The 22,008-nt window shown below is 71.7% G+C and carries 20 protein-coding genes; 6 read left to right on the forward strand and 14 right to left on the reverse strand.

What is annotated here, in order from left to right; all coding sequences use genetic code 11:
* Positions 1-34 precede the first annotated feature (34 nt).
* From ABL310_RS13540 to nagZ, 11 genes are all read right to left on the reverse strand, one after another.
* Entirely contained in the window at positions 35-1,306 is a 1,272-nt protein-coding gene (locus ABL310_RS13540; protein WP_349367542.1) for an MFS transporter, read from the reverse strand.
* Between the two features lie 9 nt (positions 1,307-1,315).
* Positions 1,316-2,326, reverse strand: a complete 1,011-nt coding sequence (gene thiL / locus ABL310_RS13545) for a thiamine-phosphate kinase (RefSeq protein ID WP_349372058.1) — start codon at positions 2,324-2,326, stop codon at positions 1,316-1,318.
* A 115-nt stretch (positions 2,327-2,441) separates the two neighbouring features.
* Complete coding sequence (locus ABL310_RS13550; protein WP_349367543.1) at positions 2,442-3,626, reverse strand: pyridoxal phosphate-dependent aminotransferase; 1,185 nt, start codon at positions 3,624-3,626, stop codon at positions 2,442-2,444.
* A gap of 85 nt (positions 3,627-3,711) precedes the next feature.
* Complete coding sequence (locus ABL310_RS13555; RefSeq protein ID WP_349367544.1) at positions 3,712-4,509, reverse strand: ABC transporter permease subunit; 798 nt, start codon at positions 4,507-4,509, stop codon at positions 3,712-3,714.
* Complete coding sequence (locus ABL310_RS13560) at positions 4,506-5,444, reverse strand: ABC transporter permease subunit (protein ID WP_349367545.1); 939 nt, start codon at positions 5,442-5,444, stop codon at positions 4,506-4,508. Before ABL310_RS13560 ends, ABL310_RS13555 begins: the two co-directional genes overlap by 4 nt.
* 11 nt (positions 5,445-5,455) lie before the next feature.
* Positions 5,456-6,622, reverse strand: a complete 1,167-nt coding sequence (locus tag ABL310_RS13565) for an ABC transporter ATP-binding protein (protein WP_349367546.1) — start codon at positions 6,620-6,622, stop codon at positions 5,456-5,458.
* 294 nt (positions 6,623-6,916) lie between these two features.
* Entirely contained in the window at positions 6,917-7,930 is a 1,014-nt protein-coding gene (locus ABL310_RS13570; protein WP_349367547.1) for a hypothetical protein, read from the reverse strand.
* Between the two features lie 15 nt (positions 7,931-7,945).
* On the reverse strand, positions 7,946-9,607 hold the full coding sequence (gene flgK / locus ABL310_RS13575; protein ID WP_349367548.1) for a flagellar hook-associated protein FlgK: 1,662 nt from the start codon (positions 9,605-9,607) through the stop codon (positions 7,946-7,948).
* A 187-nt stretch (positions 9,608-9,794) separates the two neighbouring features.
* Positions 9,795-10,556 (reverse strand): SMC-Scp complex subunit ScpB, encoded by a 762-nt coding sequence (gene scpB / locus ABL310_RS13580; protein WP_349367549.1) that lies wholly within the window; start codon positions 10,554-10,556, stop codon positions 9,795-9,797.
* 1 nt (position 10,557) lies between these two features.
* Complete coding sequence (locus ABL310_RS13585) at positions 10,558-11,379, reverse strand: ScpA family protein (RefSeq protein ID WP_374730329.1); 822 nt, start codon at positions 11,377-11,379, stop codon at positions 10,558-10,560.
* Between the two features lie 41 nt (positions 11,380-11,420).
* Complete coding sequence (gene nagZ, locus ABL310_RS13590) at positions 11,421-12,431, reverse strand: beta-N-acetylhexosaminidase (protein WP_349367550.1); 1,011 nt, start codon at positions 12,429-12,431, stop codon at positions 11,421-11,423.
* Between the two features lie 226 nt (positions 12,432-12,657).
* On the opposite strand from nagZ, the gene ABL310_RS13595 reads away from it, so the two are divergent.
* The 6 genes from ABL310_RS13595 to surE all read left to right on the forward strand — a co-directional run bounded on the left by ABL310_RS13595 (position 12,658) and on the right by surE (position 17,743).
* On the forward strand, positions 12,658-13,782 hold the full coding sequence (locus tag ABL310_RS13595; protein ID WP_349367551.1) for an ABC transporter ATP-binding protein: 1,125 nt from the start codon (positions 12,658-12,660) through the stop codon (positions 13,780-13,782).
* Between the two features lie 54 nt (positions 13,783-13,836).
* The gene (locus tag ABL310_RS13600; protein ID WP_349367552.1) at positions 13,837-14,085 is read left to right on the forward strand and encodes a twin-arginine translocase TatA/TatE family subunit; all 249 of its coding nucleotides are present in this window, start codon (positions 13,837-13,839) and stop codon (positions 14,083-14,085) included.
* Positions 14,086-14,211: 126 nt separating this feature from the next.
* On the forward strand, positions 14,212-14,814 hold the full coding sequence (gene tatB, locus ABL310_RS13605) for a Sec-independent protein translocase protein TatB (protein WP_349367553.1): 603 nt from the start codon (positions 14,212-14,214) through the stop codon (positions 14,812-14,814).
* A complete protein-coding gene (gene tatC, locus ABL310_RS13610) occupies positions 14,811-15,614 on the forward strand; it encodes a twin-arginine translocase subunit TatC (protein WP_349367554.1) in 804 nt (267 codons plus the stop codon). Before tatB ends, tatC begins: the two co-directional genes overlap by 4 nt.
* A 57-nt stretch (positions 15,615-15,671) precedes the next feature.
* Positions 15,672-16,973, forward strand: a complete 1,302-nt coding sequence (serS, locus tag ABL310_RS13615) for a serine--tRNA ligase (RefSeq protein WP_349367555.1) — start codon at positions 15,672-15,674, stop codon at positions 16,971-16,973.
* Positions 16,974-16,978: 5 nt separating this feature from the next.
* The gene (surE, locus tag ABL310_RS13620) at positions 16,979-17,743 is read left to right on the forward strand and encodes a 5'/3'-nucleotidase SurE (RefSeq protein ID WP_349367556.1); all 765 of its coding nucleotides are present in this window, start codon (positions 16,979-16,981) and stop codon (positions 17,741-17,743) included.
* A 40-nt stretch (positions 17,744-17,783) separates the two neighbouring features.
* On the opposite strand, the gene ABL310_RS13625 is transcribed toward surE, so the two are convergent.
* The 3 genes from ABL310_RS13625 to ABL310_RS13635 form a co-directional block, all read right to left on the reverse strand.
* Positions 17,784-19,397: an SPOR domain-containing protein gene (locus ABL310_RS13625; RefSeq protein WP_349367557.1), complete on the reverse strand. Its 1,614-nt coding sequence runs from the start codon at positions 19,395-19,397 to the stop codon at positions 17,784-17,786.
* A 71-nt stretch (positions 19,398-19,468) separates the two neighbouring features.
* Positions 19,469-21,229, reverse strand: coding sequence for an arginine--tRNA ligase (argS, locus tag ABL310_RS13630; RefSeq protein WP_349367558.1), 1,761 nt, complete (start codon positions 21,227-21,229; stop codon positions 19,469-19,471).
* Positions 21,230-21,355: 126 nt separating this feature from the next.
* Positions 21,356-21,913: a TetR/AcrR family transcriptional regulator gene (locus ABL310_RS13635; RefSeq protein WP_349367559.1), complete on the reverse strand. Its 558-nt coding sequence runs from the start codon at positions 21,911-21,913 to the stop codon at positions 21,356-21,358.
* Positions 21,914-22,008 lie beyond the last annotated feature (95 nt).

Here is a 22,008-nt window from a genome sequence, read left to right on the forward strand (position 1 = left end):
CCGGGGCCGGCCCGCCCGGGCGCTGCCGGCCCCCTCAGGCGGCCCGCATCCGCTTGTCGCGCGCCTGAAGCGCGACGAGGGCGAGCGCCACGGTGATCGGCGGGAACACCAGCCAGTTGAGCGTCTCCCAGCCGCCGACGTCGAGGAGCTTGCCCGCCGAGAAGGAGGCGATGGCGACCGAGCCGAAGACCAGGAAGTCGTTCGCGCCCTGGACCTTGGTGCGCTCCTCCGGCCGGTGGCAGTCCGTCACCATGGCGGTCGCGCCGATGAAGCCGAAGTTCCAGCCCAGCCCGAGCAGGACGAGACCGCCCCAGAAATGCGCCACGCTGAGGCCGCCGAGATTGATCGCGGCCGCGATCGCGATCATCACGAGGCCGATCGCGGTGATCGTCTCCTTGCCGAATCGCTCGATCAGCCGGCCGGTGAAGAAAGCCGGGCCGAACATGGCGAGGATGTGCCAGGAGATGCCGAGCGCCGCCGTCTCGATGGGCAGGCCGCAACCGACCATCGCGAGCGGCGCCGCCGTCATCAGGAAGCTCATCAGGCCGTAGGAGACGAGCCCGGCGCTCACCGCGATCAGGAACCGGCCCTGGCGCATGATCACCGAGAGCGGCCGGCCGGTGTCGACGGGCGCCGCACCCGCCGGACGCGGCGGCGGCGCCGGCGGGGCGCGAAAGAACGAGACGACGAGGATCGAGAGCAGCGCGAGCCCCGCCTGCGCCAGGAACGAGCCGGCGAAGGGCGCGCCCGGGATCGCCTCGCGGGTGAAGATCACCACCTGCGGCCCGAGCACGCCGGCGGCGAGCCCGCCCGCCATCACGTAGGAGATCGCCCGCGCCTTGAAGGCCGGGCTCGCCGTGTCCGCGGCGGCGAAGCGGTAGGACTGGACGTAGGAGCCGTAGAAGCCGGCGACGAAGGTGCCCAGGCAGAACAGCGCGAACAGCTCGCGGGCGATGCCGACCGTGGCGAGCGTGCCCGCGATCACGCCGATCACGGCGCCGACGATGTAGCCCGAGCGCCGGCCGAAGCGGCGCATCACCATCGCGGCGGGGATAGTGCCGAGCGCCAGCCCGAGATTGAGCAGGCTCACCGGAAGCGTCGCGAGGGCGTCGTTCTCCGCGAGCTGCTGGCCGACGATGCCGCCGAGCGAGATCACGATCGCCGGGTTCGCCCCGCCGAGCGCCTGCGCGCCGGCGAGCACCACGGCGTTGCGCTTGGCGAGGGCGTCGTCGACCTCGTGGGTCTGGGTCTGGGGCTGGGGCGCGGTCGCGCGCTCGGCGAGCGCGCCCGCGGCAGGCTTCGTCATCCGGTCCGCTCAGAAATGGCTGTAGGAGCCCGACGCATAGCGCTTTTCCACACCGTCGTCACGGAAAAGGGGCAGCCCGTCGCCCGCGACGAACGAGCCGATCACGCTCGCGCGCACCCCCGCCCGATCGACGGCGTCGAGGAACGGAGCGAGGCCGGCGTCGGGCACGGCCGCGAGAATTTCGTAATCGTCGCCGCCGGTTAGCGCCCGGTCCAGAAGCGCGCCGTCGGCCTTGATCGCGGCCTTCGCGGCGTCCGAGAGGGGCACCAGCGCCAAGTCGATTTCCGCGGATACGCGCGAGACCCCGCACATCTTGGCGAGATCGCCGGCGAGCCCGTCGGAGACGTCCATCGCCGCCGAGGCGTGGCGCCGCAGCGCCGGGATCGCCGCGAGGCGCGGGCGCGGATGCAGGTAGCGATCGGTGAGGAAGACGCGGCCGTCGACGCCGAGCGCCTCGGTCCAGGACGCGCCCGGGGCGGTGCGCAGCAACAGGCCAAGCGCCGCGTCCCCGATCGTGCCGGTGACGACGACGCGGTCGCCCGGCCGCGCCGTGAAGCGATGCACCATCGTCCCCGACGGCGTCTCGCCGAAGGCGCTCACCGAGAGCGTCAAAGGCCCCGGCGTCTTCACGGTGTCGCCCCCGAGCAGCGGGCAGCCGAACGCCTCGGCGGCGTCCTTGAGACCGTCGGCGAAGTCGGCGAGCCAGGCCGGCGCGTAGTCCTGCGGCAGGGCGGCGGAGAGCAGGAAGCCGCGCGGCGTCGCGCCCTTGGCCGCGAGATCGGAGACGTTGACCGCGAGCGCCTTGCGCCCGATGGCGCCGGGCGGGTCGTCGGCGAAGAAGTGGACGCCGGCCACCAGCGTGTCGACGGTGACGACGAGCTCCATCCCCGCCCCGGGCGTGAGCCGGGCCGCGTCGTCGCGCAGGCCGAAGGCGCCCTCCCCGGCCAGCGGCCGGAAATAGCGCGCGATCAGATCGTCCTCGGAGAGGGGCCCCTCATTCTCGCGCGCCGGCTCGGCCATGCTCGTCTTCCGCTGAGGCAGTTTGTCGGGCGTCGACTTAGGCTCGGCCACGCACCGAAGCAAGCGTGACTTTCGCAGGTACGCGAATGCGCACGGGCGCGTGTCCCGCGCCCGCTCACGCGCCGGGACGTTCCTCGCGCAGGAACCGCCCCATCCGCTCCAGCGCCGTCTCGATCGCCGGCTCCGAGGCCGCGTAGGAAAGGCGCAGGTACCCCTCCCCGGTCAATCCGAAATCGGGCCCGCCGATCGTCGCGACATGCGCTTTCTCGAGCAGCGCCGAGGCCAGCGGCTTCGCCCGCCAGCCCGTGTCGCGGATGTTCGGGAAGGCGTAGAACGCCCCCTTGGGCGTGATGCAGGAGACGCCCGGCAGCGCGTTCAGCCCCTCCACGACGAGCCTTCGGCGCCGGTCGAAGGCCGCCATCATCTCCGCCACGCAGTCCTGCGGGCCCGCGAGCGCGGCGATGCCGGCATATTGCGTCGCGGCGTTGACGCAGGAGAACGAGTTCACCGCGAGCTTGCGCGCAGCCTCGTAGAGCCCGTCCGGCCAGACCGACCAGCCGAGCCGCCAGCCCGTCATGGCATAGGTCTTCGAGGCGCCGTCGAGATGGATCAGCCGGTCGCGGATCTCGGGGAAGGTGAGGAGCGAGACGTGCTCCTCCCCGTCGTAGGTCATGGCGCCGTAGATCTCGTCGGAGAGGATCGCGACGTCGGGATGCGCCGCGAGCCCGGCGACGAGGGCCTCCACCTCGGCGCGCGGCGTGACGCCGCCCGTCGGGTTCGCGGGGGAATTCACGATGATCAGGCGCGTGCGGGGCGTGATCAGCGAGAGCGTCTCGGCGGCGGAGAAGGCGAAGCCGTTCTCCTCGCGGATCGGGATCGGGATCGGGGTCGCGCCGGTGAACTCGATCATCGAGCGGTAGATCGGGAAGCCCGGATCCGGATGGAGGATCTCCGCCCCCGGCTCGCCGAACATCAGGATCGCCATGAACATGGTGACCTTGCCGCCGGGCACCACCATCACCCGCTCCGGATCGACGCCCGCGCCGGTGCGGCTCTCGAGATCGGCCGCGATCGCCTCGCGCAGCGGCAGGATCCCCGTCGCGGGCGTGTAGCCGTGATGACCGTCCCGCAGCGCCTGGATCGCGGCCTCGACGACGTGCGGCGGGGTCGCGAAATCCGGCTGGCCGATGCCGAGATTGACGATGTCCGCGCCCGCGCGGGCGAGCGCCGTCGCGCGCGCGAGCACGGCGAAGGCGTTCTCCTCGCCGATGCGGGAGAAGGCGGGAACGGTTCTGATCATGGCCGCGATCTCCTAAGGCGCGAGCGGGACGGGGCGCGGATTGTGCGACGCGCCGGCGGGAAGTCAATTCGGACGCCGGCCCGCGTCATCCGGCCTGGCGCATCATCACCGAGCGCTTGGTCACGATCGCCGCGACGATCACGCCCACCGTCACCAGCAGGATGAGGATGGTCGAGGCGGCGTTGATCTCCGGCGTCACGCCGAGCCGCACGGAGGAATAGATCCGCATCGGCAGCGTCGTCGCGCCCGGGCCCGACGTGAAGCTCGCGATGACGAGGTCGTCCAGCGAGAGCGTGAAGGCGAGGAGGAAGCCCGCGATCACCGCGGGGGCGATCACCGGCAGCGTCACCGAGAAGAAGGTCGTGAGCGGCGTCGCGCCGAGGTCCATCGCCGCCTCCTCGAGCGCGCGGTCGAAGGCGACGAGGCGGGCCTGCACCACGACCGTGACGAAGCACATCGAGAAGGTCACGTGCGCGGCGGTGACCGTCCAGTAGCCCCGGTCCACGTCGATCGCGACGAAGAGGAGGAGGAGGGACAGGCCCGTGATCACCTCCGGCATCACCATGGGCGCGTAGACCATGCCGGTGAACAGCGCCCGCCCCCGGAAGCGGCCGTAGCGGGTGAGCGCGACCGCCGCCAGCGTGCCGAGCACCGTCGCGACGATGGCGGTGACGAAGGCGACGCGCAGCGTCACCCAGGCGGCGTCGAGCAGCGGCTCGTTCTCGAGCAGCGCGAAATACCATTGCGTCGAGAACCCGCCCCACACCGTGACCAGCCGCGAGGCGTTGAACGAGTAGACGATCAGGATCAGGATCGGGATGTAGAGGAAGGCGAAGCCGAGCGTCAGCGAGACGACGTTGAACGGCGACAGACGACCCGTCATCGGCCCTCCTCCATCCGGCGCGCTTCCGCCTCGCGGAAGAGCACGATCGGCACGACGAGCACCACCAGCATCACGATCGCCACGGCGGACGCGAGCGGCCAGTCGCGGTTCGAGAAGAACTCGGCCCAGAGGATCTTGCCGATCATCAGGGTGTCGGAGCCGCCGAGCAGGTCGGGAATGACGAACTCGCCCACCGCCGGGATGAAGCACAGCAGCGAGCCCGCGACGATGCCCGGCCAGGAGAGCGGCACGGTGATGGTCCAGAACGCCTTCAGGGGCGTCGAGCCGAGATCCTGCGCGGCCTCGATCAGGCTGTCGTCCATGCGCTCCAGCGTGGCGTAGAGCGGCAGCACCATGAAGGGCAGGTAGGTGTAGACGATGCCGATGTGGACGGCGATCTCGGTGTTGAGGATGGTCAGCGGCTGGTCGATGACGCCGAGCGCCATCAGCAGGCCGTTGAGCAGCCCCTCCGGGCGCAGGATGCCGATCCAGGAATAGACGCGGATGAGGAAGCTCGTCCAGAACGGCAGGATGACCGCCGCCACCAGGATGCCGCGCAGCCCCTCGGGCGCCTTCGCCATGGCGTAGGCGATGGGATAGCCGACGAGCAGCAGGATCAGCGTCGAGGACGCCGCGATCCGCAGCGAGGACAGCACGGCGGCGACGTAGAGGTCGTCGGAGGTGATGAAGACGAAATTGTCGAAGGAGAGCTCGCCCACGAAGCCGACGATCCCCTCCCACCCCGCCGAGAGGTCGAGGGTGGGCGCGTAGGGCGGCTGGGCGAGCTCGGGATAGGACAGGCTGATCTTGAGGACGATCAGCACCGGCAGGAGGAAAAAGAGCGACAGCCATAGGTAGGGCGCGCCGATGACGAGGCGCCGGCCCCAGCCGCGCCGTCCCGTGTCATCGCGATGCTTGCGGATCGGGCTCGCCATCTCCCCTCCCCTCAGCTCGAGAGGATGACGGCGGCGTCGGGGGCGAAGCCGATGAAGACCCGCTCCTCGAGGTCGATCGGCCGCTCGACGAAGCGGGTCATGTTGGCGCGCGAGACGCGCACGATCTGCCCGGTGTCGAGGCGCACGCGGTAGATCGTCCAGTCGCCGAGATAGCCGATGTCCCAGACCTCGCCTTCCAGCGCGTTCGGCCCCTGCGGCCGCTCGCGGCTCACGGTCATCTTCTCCGGGCGCACCGCGACCGCGACGGCCTGGCCGGGGTCGAGCGCCTCGTCCGGATCGTCGACGGCGAGCGGCCCCTGCGCGGCCTCGGCCGCGATGCGCCACAGGCCGCTCTCCTCGCGCGCGTCGACCCGGCCCTCCAGGATGTTCACGTCGCCGATGAAATCCGCGACGAAGCGGTTTCTCGGCTGCTCGTAAATCTCGCCCGGCGTGCCCACCTGGACGAGGCGTCCGGCGTCCATCACCGCGATGCGGTCGGCCATGGTCATCGCCTCCTCCTGGTCGTGCGTGACCATCAGGAAGGTGGTGCCGAGCTCGATCTGGATGTCCATCAGCTCGAACTGCGTCTCCTCGCGCAGCTTCTTGTCGAGGGCGCCCAGCGGCTCGTCGAGGAGCAGAACCTTCGGCTTCTTGGCGAGCGCGCGGGCGAGCGCCACGCGCTGGCGCTGGCCGCCGGAGAGCTGATGCGGCTTTCGCGAGGCGAAGCGCTCCATCTGCACGAGCTTCAGCATCTGGGAGACGCGCGCGGCGATGGCGTCCTTCTCCATCCCCTCCTGCTTGAGGCCGAAGGCGACGTTCTTCTCCACGCTCATGTGCGGGAAGAGCGCGTAGGACTGGAACATCATGTTCACCGGCCGCCGGTAGGGCGGCACGCCGGCGAGGTCCTGGCCTGCGAGGAGGATGCGCCCGGCGGTGGGCTCCTCGAAGCCCGCGAGCATGCGCATCAGGGTCGACTTGCCGCAGCCGGAGGGGCCGAGCAGGCAGAAGAACTCGTTCTCGTAGATCGAGAGCGTCAGGTCGTCGACCGCGACCGCGTCCGCGAAGCGCTTGGTCACGCCTTCGAAGCGGATCAGCGGGCGCGCCTGCGGGTCGTTCCAGGGCGCGAAGGATTGGCGCACCGCGCCGATGGCGCGGGAGGACTTCTCGACGACGGGCAATTCGGCCCTCCAGCCTCGGCGGTTCGGCACGGCGCCCCCATAGGGCAAACCGGACCGGCTCCGCAAGAGACGTGCCGGGGCGCGGATGCGAAAATCCCGCCGCCGGGCGGCGCGTGCACGGCTGGACCGGCGCGTTTCCTCTCGAGGTCGGGTCGCGATGCCGACCGGACAGGTGCGCCGACGTCGTCACGCCATGCTCCAGGTCATCCTGGAACGGCTCGACGGGCGGGTCCTGCCATTCGACACCGACGCGGCACGATCCTATGCGTATTTCAGCCCAGCGGCGTCACGAGATCACAGGTAGTTCACCAGCGACAGCCGCGACAGGATCGCCGTCGTCTGGAAGCTCGCCTGCAGCCGGGTCTGCAGGTTGAGGAGCGAGACCGCCGCCTCCTCGGTGGAGACCGTCTCGACGCCGTCGAGGGCCTCCTGGAGGAGCGCGCCCGTCGCCTCGTGGCGCTCGCGCACGCCGGCGATGGTCGCCTGGGCGCGGCCGAGATCGGCGGCGACCTCGGCGGGCTGGGGATTGTCGCGCGAGAGCCGGTCGGCGGCGCGCGCCGAGAGCGCGGCGTATTGCTCCGGGGTCATCACGCTCGTGTCGGCGGCGGCGAGGGCGCCGAGCGAGACCAGCATCTGCCGGAAGGCCGGCTCGTCGGCGCGCGCGCCGACGGCCACCGTCTGGCCCTCGTCGACCCGCGCCGTGACGCTGGCGCGCGGATCGCCCGGGCCGTTGTCCGCACCCGCGGGCTGCCAGTTCGTCGTCGTGGCGAAATAGGCGTCCACCGCCGTCATGACGGCGTCCGGATCGGTGATCCCCGCGAGCGCCGTGCGCAGCTCGGCGAAGATCTCGGCATAGGGCGCCACCGGCGGCGTGTCGCTGGCGCGGCCCGCGAAGAGATGGCGGCCGTTGAGATCGGTGTTGAGGATCTCGACCGCGAAGGCGAGGTTGTTGCGCGCGAGCGCCTGCTCCTGCGGCACGCCGTCGGCCGAGACGATGCCCGACAGCGGCTCCAGCGCGGCGGAGCGCGTCTTCGAGGCGAGCTTCTCGAGGCCGGTCGTCGCGTCGACCATCGCCTTCAGCCGGATATCGGCGCTCGTCATGGTCTCGCCGTAGCTCTCGAGCGAGGCGAGGCGCGCGCGCAGGTCGAGCGAGGTGCGCCGCTCGAAGCCCAGCCCGCTGTAGGTCTCGGACCTCTGCCCCGTCGCCATCTGCTTCTCGAGCGTCTCGGCCGCCCGGCGCATGTCGACGAACATCCGCGCGCTCTCGCGCGAGGCGAAGGATCCGGGAGAGAAAGGCGAAATGGTCATCGCGACACGTCCTCGTCAGATCCGCAGCAGCACGTCCATCATCTCGCGCACCGCCGACATGACCCGGGCGTTGGCGCCGTAGGCCGTCTGCAGCTGCACGAGCTGGGACATCTCCTCGTCGATGTTCACGCCCGACGTCTGGGCGAAGCGCCCCTCGACCGTGGCGAGGGCCACGCTCTGGCCCTCGTCGAGCCGTGCCGAGGTCGCCGCGGCGGCGCCCTGGACCTCGACCGTCCGCCGCAGCGCGCTCGCGACGTCGCCCTGGAACGGCGCCGAGCCCGACAGCCCGGCCTGGGAAGCGAAGGTCTGGCTGCGCGCGAGCCCGTCGCGCATGAAGCCCGGCCGGGCGGGATCGCCGGCGAAGGCCGAGTTCACGAGCAGGCTCGGATCGGACGCCACCGCGGAGTTCACCCGGATGCGCTGGGCGAAGCCGGTGATCTGGTCGTTCGCGCCCGTATAGCCGGGCGGCTGCGCCGGATCCTCGAAGAACGCGAAGGCGCCCGTGCCCGCCGTTCCGGTGCGCGTGGTGGCCGCGGAGAGCACCGTGCCGCCGGGCACGTTGACCGCCGTGCCGGCGATCGTCGCGTGGGGCGCGAGCGCGGCGTTGAGATCGGCCTCGGAGCCGGCGGAGGCGCGCACGAAGGTCCCGCCCACCGCGATCTCGACGGTGAGCGGATAGGCGGCGGAGGACAGGGTGAAGGCGGGCGTCGTCCCGGTCACCGTGGCGGGCTCGTCGGAGAAGCCCCGCGCGAGCCCGGCTGCGAGCTCGTCGAGCTGGAGCTGCGCCTGGACCAGCGTCTCGTCGCGCATCTCCAGCGCCGCGCCCAGCGCGCCGGAGCGGACCGCGCCGGCGGCGACGAGATCCGTGCGCGCGCCCGTCGCCGAGACGAGCGAGAGCACGCCGACAGAGGGCGGCGTCGTGTCGTAGCGGTTCTGCGGCCCGAGCTGCGTGCGCCCCTCGAACTCGAAGCGCAGGGCGCGCGCGCCGTCGAACAGCGTCTGCCCGGCGCCGGTCGTGATCGTGACCGAGCCGTTGCCGCCCTGATGGACCTGCAGGTCGACGATGGCCGAGAGCTGCCCGATCAGCCGATCGCGCTCGTCGGCGAGCGGCGCCGTCGGGCCCTCGCTGAGGATCGAGCGGTTGACGCGCTCGATGCCCGCGAGCAGCGTGTTCGCCTCCTCCGCCAGCGTCGCGATCCGGCCCTCGGCCTCCGTGCGCAGCGCCTGGACGCCCTCCGCGACCGCGCCGATGCGCGAGGCGAGCGTGCGGCCGGCGCCGATCACCCCGGTGCGGGCGGTGGTGGAGGCGGGGTCGTCGACCAGGCGCTCGAGCGCGCCCGAAAAGCCGTTGAGCAGCGTGTCGAGGGCGCTCGCCGAGCCCGGCGGCCCGTAGAGCCGCTCCAAAGCGCCGCTCATCGTGGCGCGCAGGCCGGTATAGCCGGACCCGGAATTCTCCTGCCACAGCTGGCGCTGGACCACGCGGTCGAGCACGCGCTGGATCTCGCCCGCGCGCACGCCGGCGGAGCGGTCGCCCGCCACGGCCTCGACGGGCTGGAGCCGGCGCTTGGTGTAGCCGACGGAATCGGCGTTGGCGACGTTCTGCGAGACGACCGCGATGCCCGCCTGCGTCGTGCGCAGGCCGGAGACGGCGGCGCTCAGGGCGGACATCAGCGTCATGGGCGCATCGACCTCGCTCGCTCGGCGCCCGGGGCGAACACCGCCCGGGCGGTCCTCACTCAGCAAGCCCGATGCCAGCCCAAAACCCTTGCTTTTCCCTTGTTCCGATCGTCGAGAAACCGGGGCGCTCGGCGATTTTCGCCGGGTCGGCGGCAGATTCTGCCGGGTCGCTCCGCCCCGGCGTCGCTCAGCGCGCGCCGCGCCCCGCCGCCGCGCCGGAGGAGGCCTCGTCCGCCTCTCCCTCCCCCTCGTCAGCCTCCACCTCGAGCGGCATGAACAGGTCGCCGTCGTCGAGCGGCTCCTCGTCCGGACGCAGGGTGTCGTCGTCGGAGGGGAGCGGGACGGAGAGCCCCGGCGGCAGGCGGCCCTCGAAGAAGCCGGAGCCCTTCAGCTCCTCGAGGCCCGGCAGCGCATCGATCGCATCGAGGCCGAAATGGTCGAGGAAGGTGCGGGTCGTGCCGTAGGTGACGGGCCGGCCCGGCGCGCGGCGGCGCCCGCGCAGGCGCACCCACCCCGCCTCGATCAGCGTGTCGAGCGTGCCCTTGGAGGTCGAGACGCCGCGGATCTCCTCGATCTCGGCGCGGGTGACGGGCTGGTGGTAGGCGACGATGGCGAGCGTCTCGAGCGCGGCGCGGGACAGCTTGCGCGGCTCCACCACCTCCTTGGCCATCAGGTGCGACAGGTCGGAAGCCGTGCGGAAGGCGTAGCCGCCCGCGACCTTCACCAGGTTCACCCCGCGCCCGGAATAATAGGCGGCGAGGTCCTCGACGAGGCGCGCCACACGCGCGCCGGCGGGCAGCTTCTCGGCGAGCTCGGCCTCGGTCAGCGGCTCGGCCGAGGCGAAGAGCAGCGCCTCCGCCATGCGCAGATGCTCGGAATGCAGCCGCGCGGCGGCGATCTCGGTGGAAAGCCGGTCGGACAGGGCGGCGAAGCGGCGATCGGCGTTCATCTCACGCATCCTCCAGCGCAGGCTGGTCCTCGCGGCGGGTCTCGGCTTTCAGCCAGATCGGGCCGAAGGTGCGGTCCTGGCGCAGCACGACCTTGCCCTCGCGGGCGAGCTCGAGGGAGGCCGAGAGCGCCGAGGCCCGCACCGTGGCGCGCAGGGCGGGCGTCGTCATGTACTCGAGAAGCCAGTCGTCGAGCACGCACCAGTCGACGGCGTGGCCGAGGAGCCGCTCCAGCGTCTCGCGCGCCTCGACCAGCGACCAGACCACCCGCCGGCGCATGGTCACCCGCGAGGCCGCCTGCTTCTGGCGCTGCTGCGCATAGGCCTTCAGAAGGTCGTAGAGGCTCGCCTCGTAGAGCGGGCGGGTGCGGATGGCGATGGGCTCGGGCGCGCCGCGGGCGTGGACGTCCCGCCCCAGCCGTTCGCGCGCGTCGAGGGCCTTCGCGGCGGCGCGGATCAGCTCGAGCCGGCGCAGGCGCTCGGCGAGCGCGGTGGCGAGCTCCTCCGCCGAGGGCTCCTCGCCCTTCGGCGGCTCGGGCAGCAGCAGGCGGGACTTCAGGTAGGCGAGCCAGGCCGCCATGACGAGATAATCCGCCGCGAGCTCGAGCCGCAGGCGCCGGGCCTCCTCGATGAAGGCGATGTACTGCTCGGCGAGCGCCAGGATCGAGATCTCGCGCAGGTCCACCTTCTGCCGGCGGGCGAGGTCGAGGAGGAGATCGAGCGGCCCCTCGTAGCCGCCGACGTCGACGACGAGCGCCGGCTCGCCGTCCTCGCGGACGGGGCCCCTGCCCTCCTCGTCGAAGCCGATGGTGCGCGGCGCGTCCACTCTGTGCGAATCTCCCCGTTCGACCGAGGAGACTCGCCCGTTCAGCGAAGCGTCGCAAGCGCCGCGTCGCGGCGCGCGCGGGCGTCCACAAGATCGATGGGCGCGGCCCGGCGCCCCCGGGCGACGAGGGCGGCCTCGGCCCGGCGGGCGGCCTCCCCCGCGAGAACCGGCGCGACGGAGGCGACGGCCTCCATCTCGCGAATGGCGCCGGAGCAGTGCAGCGCCACGTCGCAGCCGGCGGCGAGCGCCTTCGCCGCGCGCTCGTCGAAGCCGCCGCCGAGCGCGTGCATGCCGAGATCGTCGGTCATCAGGAGGCCGTCGAAGCCGATCAGGCCGCGGATCACCTCGGAGACGACCCGCGCCGAATGCGTCGCCGGCGCCCGCGCGTCGACGGCCGTGTAGACCACGTGCGCGGTCATGCCGAGCGGCATGTCGGCGAGCGCCACGAAGGGCGCGAAGTCCGCGCTCTCCAGCGCCTCCTCGCTCGCCTCGACGATCGGCAGCGCCTTGTGGCTGTCGACCCCGGCGCGGCCGTGCCCCGGCAGATGCTTGATCACCGGCAGCACCCCCTCGTCGAGGAGGCCCTCCGCCGCCGCGCGGCCGAAGCGCGCGACCCGCGCCGGATCGTCGGCATAGGCGCGGTCCCCGATCACCGCGTCCGCCCCCGGGACCGGCACGTCGAGGCAGGGCAGGCAATCGACGTCGATGCCGACCTGCGCCAGCTCCGCCGCGATCAGCCGCGCGCCGAGGCGGCAGAGGTCGAGCTTCTCCTCCAGCGGCAGCGCGAGGCGGTCGTAGACGGCGGCCGGCGGATGCTTCGGCCAATGCGGCGGCCCGAGCCGCTGCACGCGCCCGCCCTCCTGGTCGACCAGGATCGGCGCGTCCCGCCCCACCGCCTCGCGCAGGGCGCGCGTGAGCGCCGCGACCTGGGCCGGGCTCTCGACGTTGCGGCGGAACAGGATGAAGCCCCACGGGTCCGCCTCGCGGAAGAACGCGGCCTCGGCGGGCGAGAGGGTCGGGCCGGCGAGGCCGAGGATCATGGCGCGGGGCATCGGGGGGTCCTTGGCGCGTCCGTCGTGTGGGCGTCTCGCGGCGTCCGGCCGCGATTCGGCGCCGCCCCGGCCACCCTAAAGCCGCCCCGGTCCCGGGCAAGAGCATCCCGCCGAGGCGGCGTCGCCGCTCTGCGCGGCGCTCGCCGAGCGCGGCGCCCCCCCCCGTCGACAAACGCCCCCCGATATCGCACATATCCCCCACACCCCGCGAAAACCCCGGCCCCGCATGAAACCCACCCCCGCCACGCTCACCGACCGCCTGACCTTCGGCCGTTTCGGCCAGCGGGGCACCGCGGGCGCGTCGATTCCGGCGCAGGTGGCGTTCGAGGACGTGCATGTGGATTACGGCGTCACCCGCGCCCTCGACGGGGTGACGCTCTGCGTCGAGCCGGGCGAGCTCGTGTGCCTGCTCGGCCATTCCGGCTGCGGCAAGACGACGCTGCTGCGGGTGGCGGCGGGGATCGAGCGGCCCACCGCCGGACGGGTCCTGCTGGACGGGCAGGAGGTGAGCGGGGAGGCGCGGTTCGTGCCGCCGGAGGCGCGGGGCGTGGGTCTGATGTTCCAGGACTACGCGCTGTTTCCCCACATGAGCATCCTCGACAACGTGCTCTTCGGCCTCAAGGGCTTGGCCAAGCCGGACGCGCTCGCCTCGGCCAAGCGCGCGCTGTCGCGGGTGGGGCTCGAGCGGCTGATGAACGAGTTCCCCCACGTCCTCTCCGGGGGCGAGCAGCAGCGCGTCGCGCTCGCCCGCGCCATCGCGCCGCGCCCGGGCGTGCTGCTGATGGACGAGCCCTTCTCCAACCTCGATCGCAGGTTGCGCGACTCCATCCGCGAGGAGACCGTCGCCATCCTGCGCGAGACGGGCGCCACCACCATCGTCGTCACCCACGATCCGGAGGAGGCGATGCGCATCGCCGACCGGATCGTGCTGATGCGGTCGGGCCGGATCGTGCAGGAGGGGCCCGCCGAGACGATCTACCGCCGGCCGGCGGACCTGTTCGCGGCGCGATTCTTCTGCGATTTCAACGAGGTGGAGGGCGTCGTGACGCGCGGGCGGGTGGAGACGCCGCTCGGCCACTTCGCGGCGCCGGGGATCGCGGACGGCGAAGCCGCGATCGTGTGCGTGCGCCCGCAGGCGATCCGGCTGCGCGCGCCGGGATTCTGCATCCCCGGCCGGGTGACCGCGCGGCGCTTCCTCGGCGAGGTCGACCTCGTCCACGTCGTCGTGCAGGGCCTCGATGCGCCGTTGCAGGCGCGCAGCCGTGAGGCATATCGTCCGGATGCCGGCCAGGACGTCGGAATCGACGTCGATCCGGCGGAAGTTCTTGTTTTCGCCACGGGTCGCCACTAGGTTGGCGGCCTCGCACGAGAGGAACGCCGGGCGTCCGGCGGTGGAGGACTAGGTATGGGTGGCGCTAGCATTTGGCACTGGATCGTCGTCGGCTTGATCGTCGTGCTGCTGTTCGGCCGCGGCAAGATCTCCGAGATGATGGGCGACGTCGCCAAGGGCATCAAGGCCTTCAAGAAGGGCATGGCCGACGACGAGAGCCAGGCGGTCCAGAACCAGTCGAACGAGCCTGCGCGCTCGATCGAGCATCAGCCGGGCGAGACCGCGCAGACCGCGCAGAACGCCAACGCCAACAAGGCGGGCTGAGGACGCGCCTTTCAGGCGGCGTCGCGTCGGAAGAGATGTCGTGCTGCATCCGCTGCAGCGCGGCGCGTTCCGCATGACGCAACGTAACGCGTGCGCCCGCCGCGCGCGATCCCGGGGCAGGAAGCCATGTTCGATCTGAGCTGGGGCGAGATGATGCTGGTCGGCGCGGTGGCGTTGATCGTCATCGGTCCGAAGGATCTGCCCCGCACCCTGCGCGCCGTCGGCCAGGCCGTCGGCAAGATCAAGCGCATGGCGTCCGAGTTCCAGGGGCAGTTCAACCAGGCCATGCGCGAGGCCGAGCTCGACAGCGTCCGCAAGGAGGTCGAGGGCATCAATCGCGCCGCCCAGGCCGGCCTCAACCCGGCCAAGGCCGCCCGCGACGAGATCAAGCGCTCGGTGGAGGGCAAGCCGGGGGAGAAGAAGGCCGAGGGGCCGAGCCTCGCCAAGGAATCGGACGCCAAGGCGTCGGTCGTCCAGTCCCCCGACGGCAAGGTGTCGTTCACCAAGGCCTCCGACTCCAAGACCTCCGATTCCAAGACCTCCGACGCCAAGGCCCCTGACGCCAAGGCCCCTGACGCGGGCGAGTCCAAGCCTTCGCAGGAGAAGCCCGCGCCCGCCGCCTCCGCCGGCGACGATCCCGGCGCCAAGGCCGCGCCCCCGCCGCCCGCCGCCGCGCCCGTTCCCGTCGCCGCGTCCGCGTCGGCCGAGAAGGAAGAGGTCAAGCCGTGACGCTCTCGGTCAAGCCCGACGACATCGAGGCCTCGCGCGCGCCTCTGATCGAGCACCTGATCGAGCTGCGCCAGCGGCTGATCCGCTCGCTGATCGCCTTCGTGGTGCTGTTCTTCGCCTGCTTCGGCTTCGCGAAGTTCATCTACAACATCCTGGTCCAGCCCTACGTGAACGCCGTCGGCTCGCCGGAGCTGGCGCGGCTCGTCTACACGCACGGGCTCGAGTACCTCTTCACCCAGATCCAGGTCGCCGTCTTCGGCGCGGCCTTCCTCGCCTTTCCATACGTCGCGGTGCAGATCTACAAGTTCGTCGCGCCGGGCCTCTACAAGAACGAGCGCGACGCCTTCCTGCCCTATCTCATCGCGACGCCGGTCCTGTTCGGCACGGGCGCGCTGGTGGTCTACTACATCGCCATGCCGCTGCTGATGCATTTCTCGGTCGGGATGCAGCAGCTGGCCATCGAGGGCGCGCCGACGATCGAGTTCCTGCCCAAGGTCAGCGAGTACATGTCGCTGATCATGACGCTGATCTTCGCCTTCGGCATCTGCTTCCAGCTGCCGGTCGTGCTCACCCTGCTGGCGCGCGCGGGGATCATCGATTCGGCCTTCCTGCAGGACAAGCGCAAATACGCCATCGTCTTCGTCTTCGTGATCGCCGCCCTGTTCACGCCGCCCGACGTGATCAGCCAGTTCGCCCTTGCGATCCCGACCCTGCTTCTCTACGAGGCTTCCATCTTCGCCGTCCGCATGGTCGAGAAGAAGCGCGCGGAAGCCGAGGCCGCGCGCGAGGCGGCCGATTGAGGCGCTAGAGCCCCTCGATCGGCGCCGCCCTCCAGTCCCGGCGCCGGTTCGAGAGACATGCACGACATACGCGCCATCCGCGAGACCCCGCAGGCCTTCGACGACGGGCTGACCAAGCGCGGCCTCGCGCCCCGCTCCGCCGAGCTGATCGCGCTCGACGACCGCCGCAAGTCCGTCATCGCCGAGGCGCAGTCCGCGCAGGAGCGCCGCAACGCGCTCTCCAAGGAGATCGGCGCGGCCAAGAAGGCCAGGGACGAGGATCGCGCGCAGGCCCTGATGGCCGAGGTCGCCGGCCTGAAGGATCGGCTCGGCGAGCTCGAGCATGCCGAGAAGGAGGCCGTCGCCGCCCTCGAGGAGGCGCTCGCCGGCATCCCCAATCTCCCCGGCGACGAGGTCCCCGTCGGCCCCGACGAGAGCGCCAACGTCCAGCGCTCGGCCTGGGGCGAGCCCCGGCGCGCCAACGCCGCCAAGGAGCATTACGAGCTCGGCGAGGCCATGGGCCTGATGGACTTCGAGACCGCTGCGAAGCTCTCCGGCTCGCGCTTCGTCGTGCTGAAGGGCGGGCTCGCGCGGCTCGAGCGCGCCCTCGGCCAGTTCATGATCGACCTCCACACGCAGGAGCACGGCTACCTCGAGGTCGCCCCGCCGCTGATGGTCCGCGACGAGGCCTTCTACGGGACCGCGCAGCTGCCGAAATTCGAGGACGATCAGTTCTGGGCCGTGAAGGGCGACCAGCTCGACGCCCCGCGCGAGAACCGCCTCGGCCTCATTCCCACCGCCGAGGTCTCTCTCACCAACCTCGTGCGCGAGGAGATCCTCCCGGAGGAGGGCATGCCCCTGCGCTTCACCGCGCTCACCCCTTGCTTCCGCGCAGAGGCCGGCGCGGCGGGGCGCGACACCCGCGGCATGCTGCGCCAGCACCAGTTCGCCAAGTGCGAGCTCGTCTCGATCACGACGCCGGAGCAGTCGAACGAGGAGCACGAGCGCATGCTCGCCTGCGCCGAGGCGGTGCTGCGCAGGCTCGACCTCGCCTACCGGGTGATGACGCTCTCCTCCGGCGACATGGGCTTTTCGGCGAGGAAGACCTACGACATCGAGGTCTGGCTGCCCGGACAGAACACCTATCGCGAGATCTCGTCCTGCTCGAATTGCGGGGACTTCCAGGCAAGGCGCATGCAGGCGCGCTTCCGCCGCGAGGGCAAGCCGCACTTCGTCCACACGCTCAACGGCTCGGGCGTCGCCGTCGGGCGCGCGCTCATCGCCGTGCTCGAGACCTACCAGAACGAGGACGGCTCGGTCACCGTGCCGTCGGCGCTCGCGCCCTATATGGGCGGCACGACCCGAATCGAGAAAGCCTGAACCTCATGCGAATTCTCTGCACCAACGACGACGGCATCCACGCGCCGGGCCTCAAGAGCCTGGAGAAGATCGCGCGCCAGCTCTCCGACGACGTCACCGTCGTCGCGCCGGAGACCGACCAGTCCGGCGTCTCGCACTCGCTCTCGCTGAACGACCCGCTGCGCCTGCGCGAGACGTCGGAGGGGCATTTCGCCATCAAGGGCACGCCCACCGACTGCGTGATCATGGCGATCCGCCACATCATGGCCGACCGCAAGCCGGATCTCGTCCTCTCGGGCGTCAATCGCGGCCAGAACGTCGCCGAGGACGTCTCCTATTCCGGGACCATCGCGGCGGCGATCGAGGGCACCATGCTCGGCGTGCGCTCCATCGCGCTCTCCCAGGCCTACGGCGCCGGCGGGCGCACGGCGATCAAGTGGGCCTGCGCCGAGGCGCACGGGGCGGGCGTGGTCTCGAAGGTGCTCGGCCTCGAGGTCCCGCAGCACACGCTGATCAACATCAACTTCCCGGATTGCGAGCCGGAGAAGGTCGAGGGCGTCGCGATCACCCATCAGGGCCTGCGCAACCAGGAACTCCTCAAGATCGACGAGCGTCGCGACGGGCGCGGCAACCCCTATTTCTGGATCGCCTTCGCCCGCGCCCAGACGACGCCGGGCCACGGCTCGGATCTCTGGGCGATCAACGAGCGCCGCATCTCGGTGACGCCGCTGAAGCTCGACCTGACGGACGAGCCCACCATGACGGCGCTGGCGCAGGCGTTCGAGAGCTGAAGATCGCTCGTCCCGGGCCGCTCGGCGGCCCGGGACCGCGTCACCGGTTCGGCGCGACGAAGCAGTCGCCGCCCGCGGCCTTGATCTGGTCGCAGGCCTGCGTCGCGCGCTCCAGCGAGTAGGCGCCGACGCGCACGCGGAAGATCGTGTTCCCGTTCACCACCGCCTGGCGGATGATCGGCTGGCCGTCGCCGATGATCGCGGAATATTGCGCCTGGAGCTGGTCGAACGCCTGGCGCGCGCGATCCTCGGAGCCGCGGATGGCGAGCTGGACGGCGTAGCCGCCGGTCGGGCCGCTTGCCACCGGCGCCGCGGGCGCAGCCGGGGCGGCGTTCTGCAAGGCCGAGAGCTGCAACGGCGCGGCCGGCTGCGGCGCCGGAGCGGCGGGCTGGGGCGCGGCGGCGGTTTGCGTGGGTGCGCTGCGCGTGGGCGCCGGCGGCGGCACGGGCGGCGCCGGCAGGGGCTCCGCGGCGGCGGTCTGCGTCGGCGGCGGCAGATCGTCGGCCGCGGGGGACGGCAGATCGTCCGGGGCGGGCGCGACGGGAACGGGCTCGGCGGCGGGCGCCGTGGCCAGCGGCTCGATCGGCTCCGTCGCGGGAGCCGGCGCGGGCGCCGTCTCCGGCGCGGGCGCGGCTGCGGACGTCGCCGGCTGCAGGCCCGTGGGAGCGACGATCGTGCCGTCCGGGCGCACCGTGACCGTCCGCACACGCCGCGGCTCGCCGAGGGCGGCGACCGCCGGCGAGGTGACGAGCGGCGGCTGCAGGCCGTTCGAGAGCGCGCCGAGGCCGTCCTCCGCGACGGCCTGGCCGATCGGGTCCTCGGCCCGGTCCGCCGGCTGCGCGGGCGCGGCGCCCGGGCTCGGCAGAACGACGCGCGGAGCCTCGCGCGCCGGCTCGACCGGCTCGGTCGCGAGACCGGCGATGTCGACCGGCTGCTCCTCGCGGTCGACGACGCGGCTCTCGCCACCGTCGCGCGCGTCGAGGAGCGCGGTGTCCTGGTTCGGAATCTCGACGCCGCCGGGATCGGCGGGCGCGACGCGGGCGGGCTCGGAATCGGCCGCGATCAGGGGAGGCGCGTCGGAATCCTGCTCGACGCTGCCGGCGAACCACAGGGCGCTCCCCACGCCGACCAGGGCGACGACCACGAGCGCGCCCGCGGTGACGAGGCTCTTGCGGCCGAGCCCGCGGCGGGGCGCCTCCTCCTCCTCGTAGACCGCGCCGTCGCCGGCCCAGTCGGCCGCATCGTCGTGCGGGGCGTAGCCGTCGTCGTAGACGTCCTCGGCATAGCCGTCGTCGTGCGCGGCCTCCGCGTAGTCCTCGCGAACGGCCCCGTCCTCGGCATACGGGTCGTCGACGTCGAAGCCGTGCGCCGCGTATTCGGCCCGCACGTCGTCCTGATAGAGATCGGGCTCGACGGCCGGCGGCGCGTGGCGCTCGCTTCCCTGCCCCGTCTGCGGCGCGCGGCCGCGGCGGGCCTGGTCCTCGTCGAGGAGCGCGCCGAACGGGTCGTCCTGGCCGACGATGCGGGCGAGCTCGGAGAGCGGGTCCGCCTTCTGCGACGGGGCGCCCGCCTGCGGCTGGCCGCCGCCCTGCCGGAGCTGCCGCTCGATCTCGTCGAGATCGATGGAAAGCCGCCTTCTCGCGTTGTCGCTCATCGCGCTCGACCCTTCTCGTCCCTGGCCCCGTCAGTCTCGGCGCCGTCCCGCGCGCCCGGCCCGATGACCGCTCAGCGCATCTCGTCGGGCGCCGACACGCCGAGGATCGACAGCCCCGAAGCGATGACGCACCGCACGGCGTGGGCCAGGGCCAGCCGGGCCTGCGTGGACTGTCGGTCGGCTTGATTAACAAACCGTAATTGCGGCAAGTCTTTGCCCTTGTTCCATAATTGATGCAGCGAAGCGGCGAGGTCGTAAAGGTAGAAAGCCACGCGATGCGGCTCGTGCGCGCCGGCCGCCTGCTCGATCGTGCGCGGGAACAGGGCGATCCGCCGCAGCATGTCGAGCTCGGCCTCGTCCGAGAGGATCGAGAGGTCCGCCTGCGCCAGCACCGTGGGCCCGAAATCGACGCCGGGCATCTGCTCCGCCGCCTGCCGGAAGATCGACGAGCAGCGCGCATGGGCGTACTGCACGTAGAAGACCGGGTTGTCCTTCGACTGCTCGACCACCTTGGCGAGGTCGAAGTCGAGCGTCGCGTCGTTCTTGCGCATCAGCATCATGAAGCGCACCGCGTCGCGGCCGACCTCGTCGACCACGTCGCGCAGCGTCACGAAATCGCCGGCGCGCTTGGACATCTTCACCGGCTCGCCGCCGCGCAGGAGCCGCACCAGCTGGCAGAGCTTGACGTCGAGCGCCCCCTCGCCCCCGGTCACGGCGGCCACCGCCGCCTTCATGCGCTTGACGTAGCCGCCGTGGTCGGCGCCCCAGACGTCGATCATCTCCGAGAAACCGCGCAGGTATTTCGAGCGGTGATAGGCGATGTCGGCGGCGAAATAGGTGTAGGACCCGTCGGACTTGAGCAGCGCGCGGTCGGTGTCGTCGCCGAACCGGGTCGCGCGGAACAGCGTCTGCTCGCGGTCCTCCCACTCCTCGTCCTTCACGCCCTTGGGCGGCTCGAGCCGGCCCTCGTAGATCAGGCCGCGCGCGCGCAGGTCCGCGATGGCGCTCTCGATGTCGTCGGTCTCGCCGGCGGCGAGCGAGCGCTCGGAGAAGAACACGTCGTGCTTGATGTCGAGCGCGGCGAGGTCGGCGCGGATCATCCCCATCATCATGTCGATGGCCGTGTCGCGCACGATGGGGAGCCAGGTCTCCTCGTCCTGCTCGAGCAGGCCGGGCCCGTGGATCTCCTCCAGCGCCTCGCCCACGGGAATCAGGTAGGAGCCGGGATAGAGCCCATCCGGGATCTGGCCGATGTCCTCGCCCAGGCACTCGCGGTAGCGCAGGTAGGCCGAGCGGGCGAGCACGTCGACCTGCGCGCCCGCGTCGTTGATGTAGTATTCGCGCGTCACGTCCTCGCCGACGAAGGCGAGGAGGTTCGCCAGCGCGTCCCCGAACACCGCCCCGCGGCCGTGGCCGACATGAAGCGGGCCCGTCGGGTTCGCCGAGACGTACTCGACGTTGATCTTCGCGCCCGTCCCCGCGCCGCCGCGCGCATAGCCCGTGCCCTCGCGCACCGCCGCGCGCAGCACGTCGTGCAGGACGGACGGCGCGAGACGCAGGTTGATGAAGCCCGGCCCCGCGATCTCCACCGCTGCGATGCGCGGATCCTCCCGCAAGTCGGCGGCGATCCTCTCCGCGAGGTCGCGCGGCTTCGTCCCGGCGTCCTTGGCGAGCACCATGGCGGCGTTCGTCGCGAGGTCCCCGTGCGCGGGATCGCGCGGCGGCTCCACCACCGCGCGGGCGTGGTCGAGCCCCGCGGGAAGCGCGCCGGCCTCCACGAGCCGAGCGAGCGCCTCGGCCACGCGGGCCTCGAATAGGGCGAAGAGGTTCATGTCTGGCCTGGCCGTTCCTGTGGCCGTGGCGGAACGAGCGCCGCCGCGGCCGGTTCGCGTCGTGTGCGGGGTTTAGGACGGAACGGGCCGGGGGGGAAGGGGGTGGGTGGTCGGGCGCGAAGGCGTTCATGCTCTCACGCCTGAGATCAAGGCCAAGGCGGCGCGCCTGGCCGCATCGATCTGGCGTTGCTGATCGTCGAACTGGCCGAGCGCGACCGCACCTTCGAGCAGGAGCAGGAGCTGCTCGGCGGCCCCTCGCGTGTCCCGGGCCCCGGCCCGGGCGAGCGCGGTCTCGAGCAGGCCGCGCACGCGCACCTTGTGGTCGCGGGCGAGGCGGAAGACGTCGGGGTGCTGACGGCCGTATTCCGAGGCCGCGGTCTGGAACAGGCAGCCGCGCGCGCCGTATCGCGCATGCCAGGCGCGCAGGGCCTCGAACAGGCCCTCGGCGATGCCCGCCGCATCGGGCGCGCCGTCCACGGCCCGCCCGATCTCGGTCTCGAACAGGTCGGCCCGGTACTCCAGCACGGCGAGCGCGACGTCGTGCTTGCCGCGGAAATGCTTGTAGAAGGTCCCGCGCGAGGTGCCCGAGGCGTCGAGAACGGCCTCCACGCTCACCCCCACGAAGCCCAATCGATAGAAAAGCTCGTTCGATCGCTCGACGATCGTCGTTCGGCTGTCGGTCATTGTCACCTACGCCTTCGTTTCTGCGCGACTTGAGCAATATACGCCGCTCTTTCGCTCGGTAAACTACCGTAGCGAGAGGTTAGAACATCGGACGA

This window comes from Salinarimonas sp., from assembly GCF_040111675.1.
Lineage (GTDB): Bacteria > Pseudomonadota > Alphaproteobacteria > Rhizobiales > Beijerinckiaceae > Salinarimonas.